This is a genomic window from Acidovorax sp. GW835-FHT14G06, from assembly GCF_058793595.1.
In genome coordinates this window covers 359,447-376,806 of the sequence record NZ_JBXAGA010000007.1, presented here as the reverse complement: position 1 = coordinate 376,806, position 17,360 = coordinate 359,447, and the positions used below count along the sequence as shown (strand labels likewise).

The 17,360-nt window shown below is 64.2% G+C and carries 15 protein-coding genes; 12 read left to right on the top strand and 3 right to left on the bottom strand.

Annotation, left to right across the window (positions count from 1 at the left end; all coding sequences use genetic code 11):
• Positions 1-8: 8 nt before the first annotated feature.
• Both AC1Q64_RS15100 and AC1Q64_RS15095 read left to right on the top strand, forming a co-directional pair.
• Positions 9-923: a Y-family DNA polymerase gene (locus AC1Q64_RS15100; protein ID WP_436128525.1), complete on the top strand. Its 915-nt coding sequence runs from the start codon at positions 9-11 to the stop codon at positions 921-923.
• A gap of 28 nt (positions 924-951) precedes the next feature.
• Entirely contained in the window at positions 952-1,692 is a 741-nt protein-coding gene (locus tag AC1Q64_RS15095) for a DUF4113 domain-containing protein (RefSeq protein WP_326938734.1), read from the top strand.
• Positions 1,693-1,752: 60 nt separating this feature from the next.
• Here the strand turns inward: AC1Q64_RS15095 and AC1Q64_RS15090 are convergent, their stop codons facing one another.
• Both AC1Q64_RS15090 and AC1Q64_RS15085 read right to left on the bottom strand, forming a co-directional pair.
• The gene (locus AC1Q64_RS15090; protein WP_056419748.1) at positions 1,753-3,045 is read right to left on the bottom strand and encodes a tyrosine-type recombinase/integrase; all 1,293 of its coding nucleotides are present in this window, start codon (positions 3,043-3,045) and stop codon (positions 1,753-1,755) included.
• Between the two features lie 510 nt (positions 3,046-3,555).
• Positions 3,556-4,935: a lytic murein transglycosylase gene (locus AC1Q64_RS15085; protein WP_492251901.1), complete on the bottom strand. Its 1,380-nt coding sequence runs from the start codon at positions 4,933-4,935 to the stop codon at positions 3,556-3,558.
• A 221-nt stretch (positions 4,936-5,156) separates the two neighbouring features.
• On the opposite strand from AC1Q64_RS15085, the gene sbcB reads away from it, so the two are divergent.
• From sbcB to AC1Q64_RS15070, 3 genes are all read left to right on the top strand, one after another.
• Positions 5,157-6,605, top strand: a complete 1,449-nt coding sequence (gene sbcB, locus AC1Q64_RS15080; RefSeq protein ID WP_492251900.1) for an exodeoxyribonuclease I — start codon at positions 5,157-5,159, stop codon at positions 6,603-6,605.
• Positions 6,606-6,754: 149 nt separating this feature from the next.
• Positions 6,755-8,002: a cystathionine gamma-synthase family protein gene (locus AC1Q64_RS15075; protein WP_492251899.1), complete on the top strand. Its 1,248-nt coding sequence runs from the start codon at positions 6,755-6,757 to the stop codon at positions 8,000-8,002.
• A gap of 39 nt (positions 8,003-8,041) precedes the next feature.
• A complete protein-coding gene (locus AC1Q64_RS15070) occupies positions 8,042-9,370 on the top strand; it encodes a protein kinase domain-containing protein (RefSeq protein ID WP_492251898.1) in 1,329 nt (442 codons plus the stop codon).
• 63 nt (positions 9,371-9,433) lie between these two features.
• On the opposite strand, the gene AC1Q64_RS15065 is transcribed toward AC1Q64_RS15070, so the two are convergent.
• Positions 9,434-10,663: a nucleoside recognition domain-containing protein gene (locus AC1Q64_RS15065; RefSeq protein WP_492251897.1), complete on the bottom strand. Its 1,230-nt coding sequence runs from the start codon at positions 10,661-10,663 to the stop codon at positions 9,434-9,436.
• 274 nt (positions 10,664-10,937) lie between these two features.
• Here AC1Q64_RS15065 and AC1Q64_RS15060 point away from each other — a divergent pair, with 274 nt between their 5' ends.
• From AC1Q64_RS15060 to AC1Q64_RS15030, 7 genes are all read left to right on the top strand, one after another.
• Entirely contained in the window at positions 10,938-11,651 is a 714-nt protein-coding gene (locus AC1Q64_RS15060) for a YebC/PmpR family DNA-binding transcriptional regulator (protein WP_056062254.1), read from the top strand.
• A gap of 60 nt (positions 11,652-11,711) precedes the next feature.
• Positions 11,712-12,008: a DnaJ domain-containing protein gene (locus AC1Q64_RS15055; RefSeq protein WP_015014301.1), complete on the top strand. Its 297-nt coding sequence runs from the start codon at positions 11,712-11,714 to the stop codon at positions 12,006-12,008.
• A complete protein-coding gene (locus AC1Q64_RS15050) occupies positions 12,005-12,580 on the top strand; it encodes a hypothetical protein (protein ID WP_291438221.1) in 576 nt (191 codons plus the stop codon). The genes AC1Q64_RS15055 and AC1Q64_RS15050 overlap by 4 nt, the downstream gene beginning before the upstream one ends.
• Positions 12,581-12,732: 152 nt before the next feature.
• Complete coding sequence (locus tag AC1Q64_RS15045) at positions 12,733-13,488, top strand: hypothetical protein (protein ID WP_492251896.1); 756 nt, start codon at positions 12,733-12,735, stop codon at positions 13,486-13,488.
• A 169-nt stretch (positions 13,489-13,657) separates the two neighbouring features.
• Complete coding sequence (locus AC1Q64_RS15040; protein WP_492251895.1) at positions 13,658-14,950, top strand: hypothetical protein; 1,293 nt, start codon at positions 13,658-13,660, stop codon at positions 14,948-14,950.
• A gap of 221 nt (positions 14,951-15,171) precedes the next feature.
• Complete coding sequence (locus AC1Q64_RS15035) at positions 15,172-16,398, top strand: GGDEF domain-containing protein (RefSeq protein ID WP_492251894.1); 1,227 nt, start codon at positions 15,172-15,174, stop codon at positions 16,396-16,398.
• 164 nt (positions 16,399-16,562) lie between these two features.
• Positions 16,563-17,207, top strand: coding sequence for a DUF1569 domain-containing protein (locus tag AC1Q64_RS15030; RefSeq protein ID WP_492251893.1), 645 nt, complete (start codon positions 16,563-16,565; stop codon positions 17,205-17,207).
• Positions 17,208-17,360: the final 153 nt, after the last annotated feature.

Below are 17,360 nucleotides of genomic sequence, written 5' to 3'. Positions count from 1 at the left end.
TGGATCTGATGGCCGAACTGATTAAACATCCACAAGCCAGCTTCCTGCTGCGCATCCGTGGGGAGTCCATGCGTGATGTCGGCATCTTTGACGGGGACGTGGTGTTGGTAGATCGCGCCATCACCCCCCCGCTCTGGTCATGTGGTCGTCGCTGTTGTCGAAAACGAATTCGTCTGCAAAACCTTGCAGATAAGGGCAGGGCGCATCAAACTCAAAGCCGCCAACCCCACGTACCCCGACCTCGTTCCCAAAGAAAGCCAGACTGTTCAGGTGTGGGGCGTCGTGGTAGCCGCCATCAAACAGTTCAAGGCCTGACCAACGTGTACGCCCTGATCGATGGCAATAATTTCTACGTGTCCTGCGAACGCGTATTCAGACCGGACCTTAACGACCGTCCCGTCGTGGTGCTGTCCAACAATGACGGCTGCGCCATCGCCCGCAGCAACGAAGCCAAAGCGCTGGGTATCAAGATGGGGGCCCCCTGGTTCCAGATCAAACATCTGGAAGAAGAAGCTGGTCTGGTAGCCCCGTCAGCCAACTTCTCTCTCTACGGAGATATGAGCGACCGCATGATGAGTCTCGTGGCGGGATTAGGCCACCAGCAGGAGGTCTATTCCATCGACGAGAGCTTTATCGATCTCGCAGGCATTCGGGGAGACATGATCCGAAGAAGCCGACTCATCAGGCAGAGGCTATTGCAATGGACCGGCATCCCCACCTGCATCGGTATCGGCCCCACAAAAACCCTGGCCAAACTGGCCAACCACATCGCCAAAACTGCCGAACGCAAACCCGGTGTCTATCCCGAGCGCTTTCCAGGTCATGGTCCAGACGGCTCCATCGCCCAGATTTGCCACCTGGGGATACTCAGTGACGACGACAAACGAACCTTGTTCGAACGCACCGCTGTGACTGAAGTCTGAGGGGGTGAGGCCACAAATCGGCAGACAGTTGAAAGACATCGACATCGCCACCGTTCAAGATCTGGTGCAACTCGACCCAGTGGTGGTTGCCAGACGTTGGTCAGTAGTTCTGGAACGCACCGTGCGAGAGCTGCAAGGCATACTCTGCATAGACTTGGAAAACGCCCCCTTGCCTATACAGCAGATCGCCTGCACCCGCAGCTTCGGTCACCCTGTGACTGAACAGGCAGAACTGGCGCAGGCGATTACAGAGTTCGCGTCGCGTGCTGCTGAAAAGCTCCGGCGCCAAAAGCAGCAGGCCAGCCAGATTCTCACCTTCGTGAGAACCAGCCCGTTCAGGCGTCAGGACGATCAATACTCCCTTTCCATGGCCTTGGCTCTGGTGCGTCCCACGCTGAACACCGGTGTGCCGGTCAACGCCCCATTGGAAACCCTCAAGGCCATCTATCGCCCAGGCTTCAACTACGCAAAAGCCGGAGTATTGCTGTTGGACCTCATGCCGGAAGGATTTGTGCAGGGTGAACTGGCCTGGGGTGAGCCTTCATCCGCAACGGGCCGAGACACCAAAGACCGCAGTCGAGTGATGAGTGCTATCGACAACCTGAACACCCGCTATGGCCGAGGAACTGTCAAACTGGCAAGTGGTGGTATCGAACATGGCCGCTTGCTCCAACTAGGAGCCGTACAATCCAGCTGGAAGATGAAGCAGGAGAGGCGCACGCCGCGCTACACCACCCACTGGCAGGAGTTGGCTGTCGTTAAAGGCTGACTGACCTGCTTCGGTCCGGACGAATCAATTCCGCCAGAAGGCAGAACAGCGGATACTCCTTCATGCGGAACTACCCTCAGGTGCATCCAGTAGGAGGAACAAGGTTTCAAGCGCTTGCCGCTTCTCTTCCATATAGTCATGCCCGTCATAGTGACGGTTCTGTACCCCGCTGATACCGTGCGACTGCAAGCGGCCACGATCATCTGAGCTGATACGAGCGCGGGCAAGAATGGTCTCCACACCTGAACGAATACGCTTTGCTTGGAAGTCGGCCAGCGTGGTGGCATCGACTGCCCACGCGCTCAGTGTGGTCGCGGCAAGGTGAGTAACGCCTTTGTCGGTGCTCAAGGCATAGGTGCCTTGTGGCTCGCACTCCTGCAGCGCAGTCGCTGCTTGAGGAATCAGCGGCACCGTATGTGGGCGGGGAGGCTTGCCAGGTCTACCCTTGCCATCGAAGAGCACGATGCTTTCAGCCGTTACGTTTTCCGTACGCAGTTTCACCAGTTGCGCGATGCGTTGCCCACCAGTTAGGAGATGTAGCCTCAGGACCGCACCCCGAAATCCTGGCAGGAGCTTGATGGCTTGCCAGTAGGAACGAAGCTCCTCAGTTGTCAGGGGGCGCTTGTCAGCCTTGTTGGCGCTTTCGTCGGGTTCTGTGTCTGCCGCAGGGTTGTGGGTGACGTTGTAGCTTTTGAACTTCACCGGAATGCTGGGTTTGGAGCGTGCAGCCTTCGCGGTCTGGTATGCAGCCCTGATATAGCTGCGCAGCTTGTTACTTGTGCGAGCTTTTCCCTGCTCAATTACCTGGCGCATCATGTCTGCTATCTGTTCTCCAGTCACTTCATTGGCAGGCAGGGCAGCGATCTTGGGCCATGCCTCCAGCACATGCAGCTTGAAGATGCTTCGGGCGTCACTGTGCGAATCGCGTTCCAGGGCTTTCAGGTGGTCGCAGTAGTCAGTCAACAGCGCCTGCAATGTGAACTTTGCAGCTTCTAGCTTTGCTGTTTCGGCCTTGTCCTTCGCCTCCTGCTCCGCCGCCTTCACGCCAGCGAATCCACCGTTGGCTAGATTGGCATGGTGCTGCTCTGCAAGGGCCTCCGCAGCACGCATTGCGGCCAAGACAGAAAACCCCTTGCCTGTCGGCTTCAGGCTTTTGGGCGGTGCGCTCGGGTCGTATATGCCGATCACTTCGCGAGCAGTCTTGCCGTTGATCGTGACGCGCCAGTAGAAGGTGACGGCACCAGATGCTAGTTTTCGTACCTCCAACGATCCTGACGGGATCACTTTGCCCATTTTCAGGAACTGCCCTGGCGACAGTTCGTTGATACTTTGTCCGCTGGTTTTCGTAGCCATGATCTAAGTCCGTTTGCCACCCTGGTGACAGTCTGGTGACAGTTTGAGCGTGAATGGTATCACCCACTAACGGACTGATTTGGACAATAAATCTATTAAAAACAAAGGTTTATGGTGCTGGTGACAGTCCAGCAATGTCCATTGTTGTCTAGCTTTTGGGGACTTTTAATCCGTTGGTCACAAGTTCGAATCTTGTACGTCCTACCAGAGATATAGAGGGACTGGCTGTCATGGTCAGTCCCTTTTCTCGTCTGGCGTGGCCAAGCGCATTCTCAAGCCGACTTGCAACGGCCTGCAAGCCTTCTGGCGCTACATGCGTGTACCGCTCCACCATCGAGAGCGTTTTCCATCCTCCTAGTCTTCGCCGCTCGTGCGTCGGTGTGGTGTTGATTCCCGGCGCGCCCCGCACACTGCTGAACCTGCGGGCGGAACGGCAGCCGGTGCAGGGGTTTCTGGTGGACTTGTTGAAGCCCTGAAAAACATGGGCGCCCAGCAGGCGCCGGGCGGCATTCAAGGCGCCTGCAGTTTCTGCAGCAGCTCCAGCGTCGGATACCCGTCGGCCACCACGCCCAGGCTGTGCTGGTAGCCGCGCAGGCCTGCCCGGGTGGCGGGGCCCATCACGCCGTCGGGGGTTCCTGCGGCAAAGCCTTTGCGGTTCAGGGCTTCTTGCAGGGCTTGCAGCTGTGCACGCGACAGTGGTTCGATGTCGCGGGGCCACGGGGTGGCCACTGGGCCGCCGCCGTCGATCTGGCGCGCAAGCAGCGCCACGCCCAGCGCGTAGTTGACCGAGTTGTTGTAACGCAGGATGGTGCGGAAGTTGTTGCCCACCAAAAACGCCGGGCCCCGTGCGCCCGCAGGGGTGACGATGGAGGCCCCGGCCAGGTCGGGCAGCGGCGCCCCGTCGATGGATCGCACCCCTTCGGACTCCCACTGGGCTGCGGTCTGGCGCACGGCTGCGTCGGCGCGGGCGTGGTCGAACGTGGGGGGCAACTGCACTTCGGCACCCCATGGTTCGCCGGACTTCCAGCCTGATCGGGCCAGAAAATGCGCGGTGGACGCCGTCACATCGGCCACGCTGCCCCAGATGTCGCGGTGCCCGTCGCCGTCGGCATCGACCGCGTAGGCCAGGAACACTGAGGGCAGGAACTGGGTGTGCCCCATGGCCCCGGCCCACGATCCGATCATGCGGTCGGCGGCGATGTCGCCCTGGTCGATGATGCGCAGCGCTGCAAGCAGCTCGGCCTGCGCCCAGGCGCGGCGGCGGCCTTCGTAGGCCAGGGTGGCCAGTGCATCCACCGTGCGGAAGGTGCCAAAGTTGCTGCCGTAGTTGCTCTCCATGCCCCAGATGGCGGTGATGACGCTGGCCGGCACACCATAGCGGGCGGCTGCTGCTTGCAACGCAGCGCCGTGCGCAGCCAACTGCGCCTGGCCCTGGGCGATGCGCTGGGGCGAGACGGCGCTGTCGAGGTACGCCCATGGGGTGCGGGTGAACTCTGGCTGGGCGCGGTCCAGCTCGACCACGCGGGGCAGCCACTGCGCCTTGCCCAGCACGTCGCGCACGGTGGCGGGGCGAATGCCCGCCTCCAGCGCCTGGGCCGAAAAGCTGCTCAGCCATTGGGCAAAGCCGGCCGTGTGGTCGGCGTCGGGGCTGGCCTGTGGCGGTGTGGCGGCTGTGGTGGGCGACGCTGTGGGCGGTGTGGCCGCAGCCACAGGTTTTGCTGAGGGTGTGGGGGTGGGGCTGGGGGCTGACGCGCAGCCCGCGAGGGCGAGGGCGAGGGCGGCTGCCAGGGCCACCCCGGCAACCTGTGCTGGGGCGTGGGCGCGTGAGGCGGCGAGGGGCAGGGCGGAGGCACGCTCCACGGGGCGAGGGGAAGCAATGAAACTGGGCATGCGCCATTGTCCCGCGCGGCGGCGTGTGTACCGGGTGCGAATGTGCATCAGTCCGTACGGTGAATTTGCTTACTATGTTTTTGATAGCTGCTTGCGCATGTTCCACTAGCGCTTGCGGCCAAAAACACTGAAAAATGCGGTTACAGTGGCGGCTTGATCGCCTTGCGCCCCGCCCTCCGTGCGCGAGCCTCCGCCTGCAGCCCCCTGTTAGCCTACCGACCATGGCGCCCCACACCTTTCTCTGGCACGACTACGAAACCTTTGGCGCCAACACGCGCCGCGACCGGCCTGCGCAGTTCGCGGCCATCCGCACCGATGCCGAGCTGAACGAAATCGGCGAGCCGCTGATGCTGTACTGTCAGCCCGCCAGCGACTATCTGCCCGACCCGGTGTCGTGCCTCATCACCGGCATCACGCCCCAGCAGTGCCTGGAGCAGGGCGTGCCCGAGCACCAGTTTGCCGCGCGCATCGAGTCCGAGTTTGCGCAGCCCGGCACCATTGGCGTGGGCTACAACACCATCCGGTTTGACGATGAGATCACGCGCTTCATGTTCTGGCGCAACCTCATCGACCCCTATGCGCGCGAGTGGCAGAACCAGTGCGGCCGCTGGGACCTGCTGGACGTGGTGCGCATGACCTATGCGCTGCGGCCCGACGGCATCACCTGGCCCAAGAAGGAAGACGGCGTGACGCCCAGCTTCAAGCTGGAGCACCTGTCCAAGGCCAACGGCCTGCAGCACGATGCCGCGCACGATGCGCTGTCGGACGTGCGCGCCACCATTGCGCTGGCGCGGCTGATCCGCCAGCACAACACCAAGCTGTTCGACTTTGCGCTGAGCCTGCACAAGAAGGACCGCGTGGCCGCCGAACTGCGCCTGCCCGCCACCACGGCCACGGCGCGGGCTTTTTTGCATGTGTCGGGCATGTTCCCCACCGAGCGCGGCTGCCTGGCCGTGATGTGGCCGCTGGCTAGCCACCCCACCAACAAGAACGAGCTGATCGCCTGGGACCTGGCCCACGACCCACGCGAGCTGGCCACGCTGAATGTGGAGGACATCCGCCTGCGCATGTTCAGCAAGGCCGACGCGCTGCCCGAGGGCGTCACGCGCCTGCCCATCAAGACCATCCACCTGAACAAATCCCCCATGGTGGTGGGCAATGTGAACACGCTCACGCCCGCGCTGGCGCAGCGCTGGGGCATCGACCTGGCCCAGGCCGCGCTGCACGCCGAGGTGGCGCGTGCGCTGCCCGACATGAGCGGCATCTGGCCGGCGGTGTTTGCCCGCCCGCAAGAGCCCGCGCCCGATGTGGACCAGGACCTGTACGGCGGGTTTGTGGGCAACAACGACCGGCGCCTGTTGAACGACCTGCGCACCCTGAGCGGCGACCGACTGGCCAAGGCGCGTGCGAACTTTGATGACCCGCGCCTGGCCGAGCTGCTGTGGCGCTATCGGGCGCGCAACTTCCCGCAAACGCTGTCGCCCGAGGAGCAGGAACGCTGGGAGGCCCACCGCGCCGCCTGCCTGTTCGACGGGCAGGGCGGGGCGCGCACGGTGGAGCAGCTGTTCACCGAAATCGATGAACTCTCGGAGACCGCCGATGACGAGCGGACGCAGGACATTCTGGGCGCCTTGTACGATTACGCTGAACACATCGCACCGGAACGATGACTCCCCCTGAGGCGCTGCGCGCCTTCCCCCGGAGGGGGACGCACCCGGTGGCCTGGCAAAGCCAGTTCCACGGGTGCACTGGCATCAGGGCGCGCCAGTAGTGATCGCCCCGTCTTGTAAGTAGCCACGCAGAAACAGCGCAGATTTTTATGACGACACCGCAGAGCCACAGTTTCACCACCCAGATCGTGCACGCCGACCGCCTGGGCGGCGCCGAGCACGGGGCCATCCACAAGCCCATCCACACCTCGGTGCAGTACGGCTACGAGAAGGTCGAGGACCTGATCGCCGTCTTCCAGGGCACCGCCAAGGGCGGCTTCAACTACGCGCGCCAGGGCACACCCACCACGGCGGCGCTGGAGGCCAAGATCACGCAGATGGAGGGCGGGCACGGCTCCATCGTGTTCTCCACCGGCATGGCGGGCATCTGCGCGGTGTTCCTCACCCTGCTCAAGGCGGGCGACCACCTGGTGGCCAGCCAGTTCGTGTTTGGCAACACCAACAGCGTGTTCGGCACCTTGGCCGACCTGGGCATTGAAGTGACCACGGTGGACGTGACCGACGCGGCCAATGTGGCCGCCGCGCTGCGCCCCAACACCCGCATGGTGTTTGTCGAAACCATTGCCAACCCCGGCACGCAGATCCCCGACCTGGAAGGCATCGGCGCACTGTGCAAGGCGCATGGCGCGATCTACGTGGTGGACAACACGGTGGCATCGCCCTACCTGTTCCGCGCGGCCACGGTGGGCGCGGGGCTGGTGGTCAACTCGCTCACCAAGAGCATTGGCGGGCAGGGCGACGCGCTGGGCGGCGCCATCACCGACACGGGCCTGTACGACTGGTCGGGCTACCCCAACATCTTTGCGGCCTACCGCAAGGGCGACGCGAAGGGCTGGGGCCTGCAGCAGCTGCGCAAAAAAGGCCTGCGCGACATGGGCGGCACGCTGTCGTCCCACGCCGCCCACCAGCTGGCCCTGGGTGCGGAGACTTTGTCGCTGCGCATGGACCGCACCAGTGCCACCGCCCTGGCGCTGGCGCAGCGGCTGGAGGCGCACCCGGCCGTCTCGCGCGTGCTGTACCCCATGCTGCCCTCGCACCCGCAGCACGCCTTTGCGCGCAAGCACCTCAAGGCGGGCTCGTGGCTGCTGTCGTTCGAGCTGCGCAACCCCGACCAGTGCCTGGCCGTGTGCAACCGCCTGCAGTTGCCCATCAAGGCCACGGGGCTGGCTGACACGCGCACGCTGATCATCCCGGTGGCGCACACCATCTTCTGGGAGGCAGGCCCTGCGGTGCGCGCCACCATGGGCATTGCCGACAGCATGATCCGCTTGTCAGTAGGCCTGGAAGAGGTGGAAGACCTGCTGGCCGACTTTGAGCAGGCGCTTGCCGGAGCCTGACCCCCACCTGAACTGCCCACCCTGACCGGGAGCCACGCCATGGCCACTGCCACCTCTGCACCACCCGCCAGCATCGGCAAGTACCGCATCGAGCGTGAACTGGGGCGGGGCGCCAGCGGCATTGTGTACCTGGGGCTCGATGGCTTCCGGGGCCGTAAGGTCGCCATCAAGCAGACCCACGCGCATTTGCTCAAGGTGCCCGAGCAGGCCGAGCGCTACCGCAAGCTGCTGCGCAACGAGGCCGCGCTGTCGGGCCGCCTGCGCCACCCCAACATCGTGCGCCTGCTGGATGCGGACGAAGAAGCGCTGCCGCCGTATCTGGTGCTCGAATACGTGGACGGCCAGCCGCTGTCCGACTTTGCAACGCCCGACACCCTCTTGTCGGTGCCCCAGGTGCTGGACATTGCCTTCAAGTGCTGCAACGCGCTCGAATACGCCTACCGCGAAGGCCTGGTGCACCGCGACATCAAACCCGCCAACCTGATGCTGGCGCGTGGCGGCGACGTGAAGCTGACCGACTTTGGCGCCGCCCTGTCGCTGCGCAGCGATGCCACCCAGCTGTCCGGCCTGGTGGGGTCGCCGTCGTATATGTCGCCCGAACAGGTGCGCGAGCAGGACCTCACCCACCACAGCGACATGTTTTCGCTGGGCGTGGTGGTGTACGAGCTGCTCACCGGCCGCCGCCCGTTTGATGGCGACACCGACTTCGCCACGCTCTACAAGATCAGCAACGAGACGCCCACCCGGCCCAGCCTGTTGCGCGCGTCGTTGCCAGCGCATGTGGACGAGGTGCTGCTGCGTGCGCTGGCCAAGCAGCCCGCCGACCGCTTTGCCACCTGGGCCGACTTTGCCCAGGCGCTGCTGGCGGCGCACCGGGGCCTGCCCCGCCAGAAGTCGCAAGACACCGAGGCCGAGCGCTTTGCACGCCTGCGTGCGCTGCCGTTTTTTGCCGACTTTCACGACGTCGCGCTGTGGGAGCTGATGCGCTTGGGGCATTGGCGCCGGCTGGAACAGGGCACGGTGCTGATGCGCGAGAACACGCCGGGCGACTCGTTCTGCATCCTCATCGAAGGCCAGGTGGCCGTCAGCCGCCAGGGCTGGAACCTCAGCACGCTCGGGCCGGGCGTGACTCTGGGCGAGATGACCTACCTGCGCCCCGACAACCGCATCCGCACCGCCACCGCCGTGGCCGAGACCGAGGTGCTGGTACTCAAGGTGCGCAACCCCGCGCTGCGCGAGGCGTCGGAAGACCTGCAGTCACGTTTTGACAAGGCCTTCATCAAGCTGCTGGTGGGGCGGCTGATTGCCACCAACGAGCAGCTGGCCGAATGGGAGCTGGTGGCAGCGCCAGGGCCCGCTTGCGGTTGATATCCCGGTTGCTACTTAATTGATAGCTGTTAGGGCATATTGCACTCGCGCTACCAGCCAAAATTACCCAAAAAACCGGTAGCACACCACGATGGCGGCTACCACGCCTGCCAGTTCGGCCAGCAAGGCGCAGCCCACAGCATGGCGCGCGCGCTGTATGCCCACTGCGCCAAAGTACACGGCCAGCACGTAGAACGTGGTCTCGGTGCTGCCCTGGATGGTGGCGGCGGCCAGGGCGGCAAAGCTGTCCACGCCCTGGGTCTGCATGGTCTCGATCAGCATGGCGCGCGCCGCGCTGCCTGAAAACGGCTTGACCAGGGCGGTGGGCAGTGCGTCCACAAACCGGGCGTCGGCGCCCAGTGTGGTCACGCACCAACGGATGCCGTCCAGCACATAGCCCAGCGCGCCCGAGGCGCGGAACACGCCTACGGCGCACAGCATGGCCACCAGGTAGGGCAGTAGGCCCTTGGCCACGTCAAAGCCTTCGCGTGCTCCGTCGATGAAGGCCTCGTACACCAGCACCTTGCGCCACGCGCCCAGAGCCACAAACAGCACGATCAACGCGAACAGCGTGAGGTTGCCCAGCAGCGAGGACAGGGATGCAAGTGCGGCGGCACTCAGCGTGGTCAGCAGTGCCATGAAGCCAGCCAGCACCAGCGCCACGGGCAGCAGGTAGGCCAGCACCACGGGGCTCCACAGCGGCAGGCGCTGCACCACGGCCACACTGAGCAGGCCCACCAGGGTAGACGCCGATGTGGCCAGCAGAATGGGCAAAAAGACCAGCGTGGGATCGGGCGCGCCTTGCTGCATGCGGTACATGAAAATCGTGACCGGCAGCAACGTGAGCGACGAGGCGTTGAGCACCAAGAACAGGATCTGCGCGTTGGTGGCGGTATCGGGCTCAGGGTTCAGCTCTTGCAGGGCCTTCATGGCCTTCAGGCCCATGGGTGTCGCTGCGTTGTCCAGCCCCAGGGCGTTGGCGGCAAAGTTCAGTGTCATCAGGCCCAGAGCAGGGTGGCCCCGGGGAACACCCGGCATCAGGCGCTGGAACAGCGGGGCCAGCCAGCGGGCCAGGGCATCGACCAATCCGGCCCTTTCGGCAATCCGCAAAAAGCCCAGCCACAGCGTGAGCGTGCCAAACAGCAGCACCATCACCTCGACCGACAGCTTTGCCATGGCGAATAGCGCCTCGACCATGGCCGCAAAAATCTGGGCGTTGCCACCCACCAGCCATTGGGCCAGGGCTGCCACCGCCGCCGTGAGGAAAAAGCCCAGCCACAGGGTGTTGAGCATCAGTGCACCGGGGAGAAGGCGAAGGAGGGGGCTTTGCGCATGTCGCCGAGGTTAACTGCACCGCTGCGTTCGGGTGGTTGAGAGCGTGGCGGGAGGGCAACGAAACTGTCAATGGTGGTCAGTGGTACTCTATAGGGTTCGGTTTGGAGTTGCACAACCGCCTTTTGGTTGGTTATTCGAGGGCTTTTTTGCCCTTCTGCACGGCCGCAGCAACTCCCACACTACACACGGCGCCCCGGCGCGCCGCATTCACACCAAGGAAAAGAGATCCATCATGGGCGCGCAGTGGAAAGCAAAAGGCAAGGCACAGGTGGCCGACGCCAAGGGCAAGCTGTTTGGCAAGCTGGTCAAGGAAATCACCGTGGCCGCACGCGGCGGCGCCGACCCGGCCAGCAATGCACGCCTGCGCCTGGTGGTGGAGCAGGCCCGCAAGGCCTCCATGCCCAAGGATACGCTGGAGCGTGCCATCAAGAAGGGCTCCGGCACCGGCGCCGACGCGGTGAACTACGAACGCGTGATCTATGAAGGCTTTGCCCCCCACCAAGTGGCTGTGATGGTCGAATGCCTGACCGATAACGTGAACCGCACCGCGCCCGAAATGCGTGTGCTGTTCCGCAAGGGCCAGCTGGGTACCTCGGGCTCGGTGGCCTGGGACTTCAACCATGTCGGCATGATCGAAGCCGAACCCGCCACCCCCGATGCCGACCCTGAGCTGGCCGCCATCGAAGCCGGTGCGCAGGACTTTGAGGCGGGCGACGAAGAGGGCACCACCACCTTCTGGACCGACCCCACCGACCTCGACCTGGTCAGCCGTGCGCTGCCCGCCCACGGCTTCACGGTGCTGTCCGCCAAGCTGGGGTACAAGCCCAAGAACCCGGTGAACCCTGCCAACCTCACGGCCGAGCAACTGGAGGAGGTCGAGAACTTCCTGGCGGCCATCGATTCGAACGACGACGTGCAAAACGTGTTTGTGAGCCTGGGTGGCTGATGCGGGCGCGCTGGCGCCGCTGACCGTGCCACAGGCTTTGACTGACGAACCGACTGTTTCATGACTGCTGACCACTACGCAGCCCTCGGGCTGGCGGCCAATGCGTCGCTGGCGGACATCAAAAAGGCCTTTCGCCAGAAGGCTTCGTTCTACCACCCCGACCGCAACACGGCGCCCGACGCCGCACAGCGCTTTGCGGAGGTGCAAAAGGCCTACGAGGTGCTGTCTGACGACGACGCCCGCCAGGCTTATGACGACAACCGCCGCCGCAACCTGCTGGACGACCCGCTGCAGACCGCCCAGGAGATCTGGCAGGCCTACAGTGCGCGCATTCTTTCTCATCCTTCTGCCCTGTGAAACTTTCTCCTTATTTTTATGACCTGCGCTCGGCCTACCAGGCCGAGCTGGACGACTTGGTGTCCGACTCCGAGGGCAACGACGTTCTGCGCAAACGCCTGGCCGAAAAGCGCAACGAGATGGCGTTTTTGGTGCAGATGATGGAACTGGCCCCCGAAATGGTGGCCGTGGTCTTTCACCGGGGCTTTCGCTTTACCAAACCGGCTGCACTGGAGCACCTGCTGGGCTTGCCGGTGAACGAGCTGCCCGACTGGCACAGCCTGACCCATGCCGTAGCGTTGGAGCCCTGGGCAATGAGTCTGGCCCAGACCGTGTTGCGCGAGCCCCAGGGCGCACGCTTTCTGACGGTAGCCGCCGGCCTGGAATACCTGCAACAGCACGCGCGCTTGGCTCCGGCCGCAGCGTCGCATGGCGACGGTGATGCAGAGGGCGATGACGAAGACGCCGCCGAGCACGATGACGATTTTGATGCGCTGAGCGCAGACGACGCCATCGAGCCCCACAACAGCCGCACGCGAGAGGAGGCCAGCTCCAACTGGCTGGCGGACGTGGGCTTTGACCGGAAGGACTAGCCCCCTGAGTCGGCTCGTGCCTTCCCTTTCGAGGGAGATGCAGTCAGTGCGGCGGGGAGGCCCTTGCGCGGCGGCCGCTTGCCGTTGCCGCGCCAGTTTCATCGGCTTGCGCAGCGTGCACGGCGCCATGGACAAATGAAAAGGAATTTCGTATGAGCAACACCCACCTGGCCCTCATCACCAAAACCACCAGCCTCATCGCGGCGGGCGACATCGTGGGCGCTGAATCGGCCCTGGCCGAGCTGGCGGATGCAGAGGGCGACAACGCGCTGATGGTGGTGCTGGACCAGCTGGCGCCCAAGGACATCCTGGCCGTGATGCGCGAGTACGACGACTCCAAGGCCTCGGTGGTCAACATGCTGGTCACGCCCGAGCAGTTCGCACGCGCCATGGTGCTGGAAAAGCAGTACAAGGACCTCACCCACACACACCTTCGCAACATGGTCAACGCAGTGGTGTTCCGTGACGATGCCGACCCGGTGGAGTTCCTCACCGCCATTGGCGATCTGGAGGGGGGCGCCGAGGCACTGGCCAACTACTTTGCCGAAAAGTGGAGCCGCGTCGAGGCGTTTGCCCGCACCGGCACCTTCGATGCGACCGAAGACTACGGCCCCACGCTGAGCGATGACGAACTGCTGGCCTCGGGCTATGTGCAGCCGCGCATCGACCTCGATGAGGTGGCCGACCGTGACTGGATGCAGATGGCCTGGCTGCTGCGCTATGAATGCCGCGACCTGTTCATCGAGATGCTGCTGGTGCTGCGCGCCAAGGCCCGCGCGTTTGACCTGGGACTGGAAGAGGGCGACGAGACGTCCGAAGAAGACGATGGCAAGTTCGAGACCAGCGAAACCGACCGCGGCAAGGCCACGCCTGCCGCACGGGCTTCAGACGAAGAGTCTGCAATTTAGTGAACAACCCCCTGAGGCGCTTCGCGCCTTCCCCCTTCTCTCGAATGGCTGTGCCATTCGGGAAGGGGCACACCGCCAGCGCGGCGGGGCGGCCCTTGCGCGGCGGTCCTGGAATGGGCCGCGCCAGTTTCATAGCCCATGAGCAGCGCGAAGCGCGATAGATTCAGACATGACCGTGCCTCCCACGCCTTCCTCAATTTCTGCACCAGTCGCTACTGCCAATGCCCTGCAACTGCACGATGCGCGCCCTTTCTTTGAAAAGGCGCTGGTCTACGGCGTGCAGCACGGCCTGATTGATGCGGACCGGCTGGCGGCCATCAATGCCGATGCACCCAAGGGCATGGTGCAGATTGCTCGTTACTTTGGCAGCGAGTTTTTGCGGCCAGAGCTGGAGAAGGCGCGAGACCGCATGGTCAACCTCATCAGCCTGTACCTGCTGGAGACCACGGACGGTGATCTGGCCAAGGCGGCGGTGTCGCTGCGCGACAACTCCTTTTTGTCGCGCTCCAAGGGCGGCTCGGACATGCTCAAGCGCCTGATCGCCATGCCCGAGAGCAGCAACTTCGGTATGGGCGGCTATGCGGATGCCGAAACCCCACTGCTGGCTGCCTGGTCGCTGCGCAGCCATGCCGACTACCGCGCAGAGCTTGCCAGGCGCAGCCACATCGCCCAGGCCATCGGCGCCGCCGAGTGGCTGGCCGCGCAGTATGGCCTGGACACGGACGAGCTGGAAACCGCCGGTGCCGACGCCGAGGCCGTGATCCGCACAGGGCTGCTGATGCAGGCGCTGAACCCCAAGGCCATGGCGGCGAGTGAGTGGCCCAGCGCCCCGGTGTTTGAAAAGCTGGTGACTGCCCTGCGCAAAAAGAAGCCCGCACTGCCCGCAGCGCTGCGTTTGCCTCCCGGTGTGCCGGCAGAGCTGCACGACGTGCTGCAAGCCCAGTGCGCCACGGTGCTGGCCGACCTGCCCAAGCTGCTGCAGTCCTCTGCGCCGCTGCGCACCCTGTTGCGCCCCATGGGGGCCTTCAGGGCTCGATACTTCCTGCTGGACGACCCCCTGGCCGAGGTGGACAGCTTTCACCGCAGCCTGGATGTGTTGGAGGGCGACGACGAGCCCCCACAGCCCGCCAGCAAGACATGGACCAAGGCGACCGGGGGCAACGACGATGAGCACTCGCTGCTGACGCTCTTCCTGTGCCTGGCCGCCGGTGCGCCCAAGAAGACGCTGCTCACCGAGAAAACCGCCGCCAGCCTGGTGCGCAAGATCCGCAAGTCTGGCCTGCAGCCCGAGCTGGCGTCTGACTTCATCCGCAGCCACGCGGCTGCCGCCTTCCAGCAGGACTATCTGGCTCTGTGGTCTGGTTTTGTGCAAGACGCCCAGGCCACGCTGACCAGCGACCGCGACTACCAGATGCACGATGCGCTGGCGCTGCTGCGGCGCGAATGCCACGTGGTGGGTTGACAGGTGCTCCCAACGGCCACGCGAGGAGGTATGGCCTGAGGGGCTCCAAGCGCCGGCTGAAGCACTGCATTGCTGCCCGCAAAGCGTCGCGGGGCAGTCAATGCTCTCGGGTACCATTGTTAACGTTGATAGTCATCTCACAGCCGGCAGGCGATAGCAGCCGGGCGTTGAGCGATGGCGTCGCGTTGTGAACCCCACTCCATCGCCTGCCCGTACCCTCTGTGCACAGCCCCACCCTCCTTATCGTCGCGGCCATTCTTGCAGCGCTGGTCACCGGCGTTTTGTCCGCGGTGTGGCTCTTCAACAGACGTATTCCGGGACTTCGTCTCTGGGCGCAGGCATTGTTCTGCGCCACTGTGTTCTGCATCAACCTGTTGCTGCGCGACCATGTGCCGCTGCCATTGTCTGTCGTGCTGGCGCAGTCTTCCATTGCTTTGACTGCATACCTGTGCCTGCTGGGCGCACGCGAGTACATGGGCAAGGCGCCCCTGGGGCATGGTGTTGCCGCTCTGGCCTTGGCGCTTCTGCTGGCGACAGCCTTGTTTTTTACCCTGGTGAAGCCTAACGTGCAGGTGCGCATCGTGCTGACGGGTCTGGTGCCAGGGGTGATATTCATTGCGGCTGCACACACGCTGGCGCGTGGCGGTTTTCGCAAGGTACCCGCACGGTACCTGTTTGCGGCCACGGTGGGTGTGCACGGTGCCTTCTTGCTCCTGCGGCCCTTATTGTTCAAGCTGGCCGCACCCGCCGAAGGGGCGCAGCCCGAGGCGGGCATAGTGGCTGCGCTGTCGCAGTTTGTGGTTCTGGAGTCCACTCTCGCGGTGGTGCTGGTGGCGTTTGGCGCGTTGATGCTGACCAATGAGTTCATCACCAACGAACTGCGCCACCTCGCCGAGGTGGACCCGCTGACCAATGTGTTCAACCGCCGCGCGTTTCTGACCTTGTTGGACAAGGCCATCAGCAACGCCCAGCGCACGCAGACGACGTTGCCCGTGCTGGTGATGGACCTGGACCACTTCAAGAAGGTCAATGACAGCTGGGGCCACCGCGCGGGCGACGATGTGCTGCGCCATTTTGTGATGCTGGCCCAGCGCTGCCTGCGCAAGGAAGATGTGATGGGCCGCCTGGGCGGGGAGGAGTTCGCGATCTTCTTGCCCAATGCAGGGGCCGGTGGCGCCATTGCGGTGGCCGAGCGCCTGCGCGCCATGGTGGAGGCCCACCCTGTGGTGACCGAGCAGCGCAGCATTGCGCTCACGGTGAGTGTTGGTGTCACCCTGTGCGCGGGCAGCGAGTCGGCGGGTACGGCCTTGCAGCGTGCGGACGAGGCCATGTACTTGGCCAAGGAGCGGGGGCGCAACCGGGTGGAGATGACGGTGGCCCCAGCAGCGCCCTTGGTACCCGTTACTGCAACCCCCGTGCCCGCCGCACCAACCACCCTGGCAGCCTAGGAGCGGCGGAGCGCCAGTAAGGCGCCCAGGCCTTGCAGCCCTGCGCCATGGCGGGCTGTGTCGGCTGCCCGACCCTGGCGATGGCTGCAGGGGGCACAAGGCAGGCGCTGCCCGGCACAATCAACGCTTTCACACCACCCCCGGTGATGCGGGCAGACAACCCCATGGCAGTTCCACCCACTCCTGGCGCACCCAAAGCCGCTACCCTCGCAGCCACGCACCCCTCGCCCTCTGCGCCGCGTGCAGCGCCCGACCGGAGGGCGTTTCTGGCCATCGGCACGGGGGTGGTGCTCGCAGCGGCTGGTGCTGCCGGGTATTTTCTGCACCAGCCGAGTAACGACAGGCAGTTGGTGTTCGCCACTTTGCACGATGCGATGCGCGAGGCCGAGCGGCTGAATGCCGCATCTGTCCATGCGCTGGAGCCTGCTACGGCCTGGACCTGGGCACAGACGCTGGCGCATTGCGCACAGAGCATTGAGTATTCGCTGAGAGGCTTTCCGTCGCCCCAATCTGCGCTGTTTCAGAGCACGCTGGGGGCAGCGGCTTTCAAGGTGTTTGCCCTGCGTGGCCGCATGAGCCACAACCTGGCGGAGCCTATTCCGGGTGCGCCTTCGCTGGATGCGCAGGCCACGGATGCCTCTGTCGCCATGGCCCGCTTGCGCCAGGCGGTACAGGATTTTGCATTCCACACTGGGGCACTGCATCCCCACTTCGCCTACGGCGCCTTGAGCCGGGCCCAGTACGAGCAAGCGCATGCCATGCACCTGGCCAACCATCTGTCAGCCTTTGATGGGAGGGCTCCGGGCTGACGCTGCGCCCCTTTGAATCTGCAGGAAGGGCCTCGCGCCGCCTGGCGATGCCGTGGGCAATCGCAAGCGAATTGATGCAAGTCAAGTGAGGTGGCTTGCCGCACAGAGCCGATGGGGGCGCTGCGCGTACGATGCTTTTTGGATGGGAGGCGG

Bases quoted from the DNA above. Each gene is read 5' to 3' on its own strand.
- AC1Q64_RS15100 (WP_436128525.1), top strand. From the start codon at position 9: ATGGCCGAACTGATTAAACATCCACAAGCCAGCTTCCTGCTGCGCATC.
- AC1Q64_RS15090 (WP_056419748.1), bottom strand. From the start codon at position 3,045: ATGGCTACGAAAACCAGCGGACAAAGTATCAACGAACTGTCGCCAGGG.
- AC1Q64_RS15085 (WP_492251901.1), bottom strand. From the start codon at position 4,935: ATGCCCAGTTTCATTGCTTCCCCTCGCCCCGTGGAGCGTGCCTCCGCC.
- sbcB (WP_492251900.1), top strand. From the start codon at position 5,157: ATGGCGCCCCACACCTTTCTCTGGCACGACTACGAAACCTTTGGCGCC.
- AC1Q64_RS15075 (WP_492251899.1), top strand. From the start codon at position 6,755: ATGACGACACCGCAGAGCCACAGTTTCACCACCCAGATCGTGCACGCC.
- AC1Q64_RS15070 (WP_492251898.1), top strand. From the start codon at position 8,042: ATGGCCACTGCCACCTCTGCACCACCCGCCAGCATCGGCAAGTACCGC.
- AC1Q64_RS15065 (WP_492251897.1), bottom strand. From the start codon at position 10,663: ATGCTCAACACCCTGTGGCTGGGCTTTTTCCTCACGGCGGCGGTGGCA.
- AC1Q64_RS15060 (WP_056062254.1), top strand. From the start codon at position 10,938: ATGGGCGCGCAGTGGAAAGCAAAAGGCAAGGCACAGGTGGCCGACGCC.
- AC1Q64_RS15055 (WP_015014301.1), top strand. From the start codon at position 11,712: ATGACTGCTGACCACTACGCAGCCCTCGGGCTGGCGGCCAATGCGTCG.
- AC1Q64_RS15045 (WP_492251896.1), top strand. From the start codon at position 12,733: ATGAGCAACACCCACCTGGCCCTCATCACCAAAACCACCAGCCTCATC.
- AC1Q64_RS15040 (WP_492251895.1), top strand. From the start codon at position 13,658: ATGACCGTGCCTCCCACGCCTTCCTCAATTTCTGCACCAGTCGCTACT.
- AC1Q64_RS15030 (WP_492251893.1), top strand. From the start codon at position 16,563: ATGGCAGTTCCACCCACTCCTGGCGCACCCAAAGCCGCTACCCTCGCA.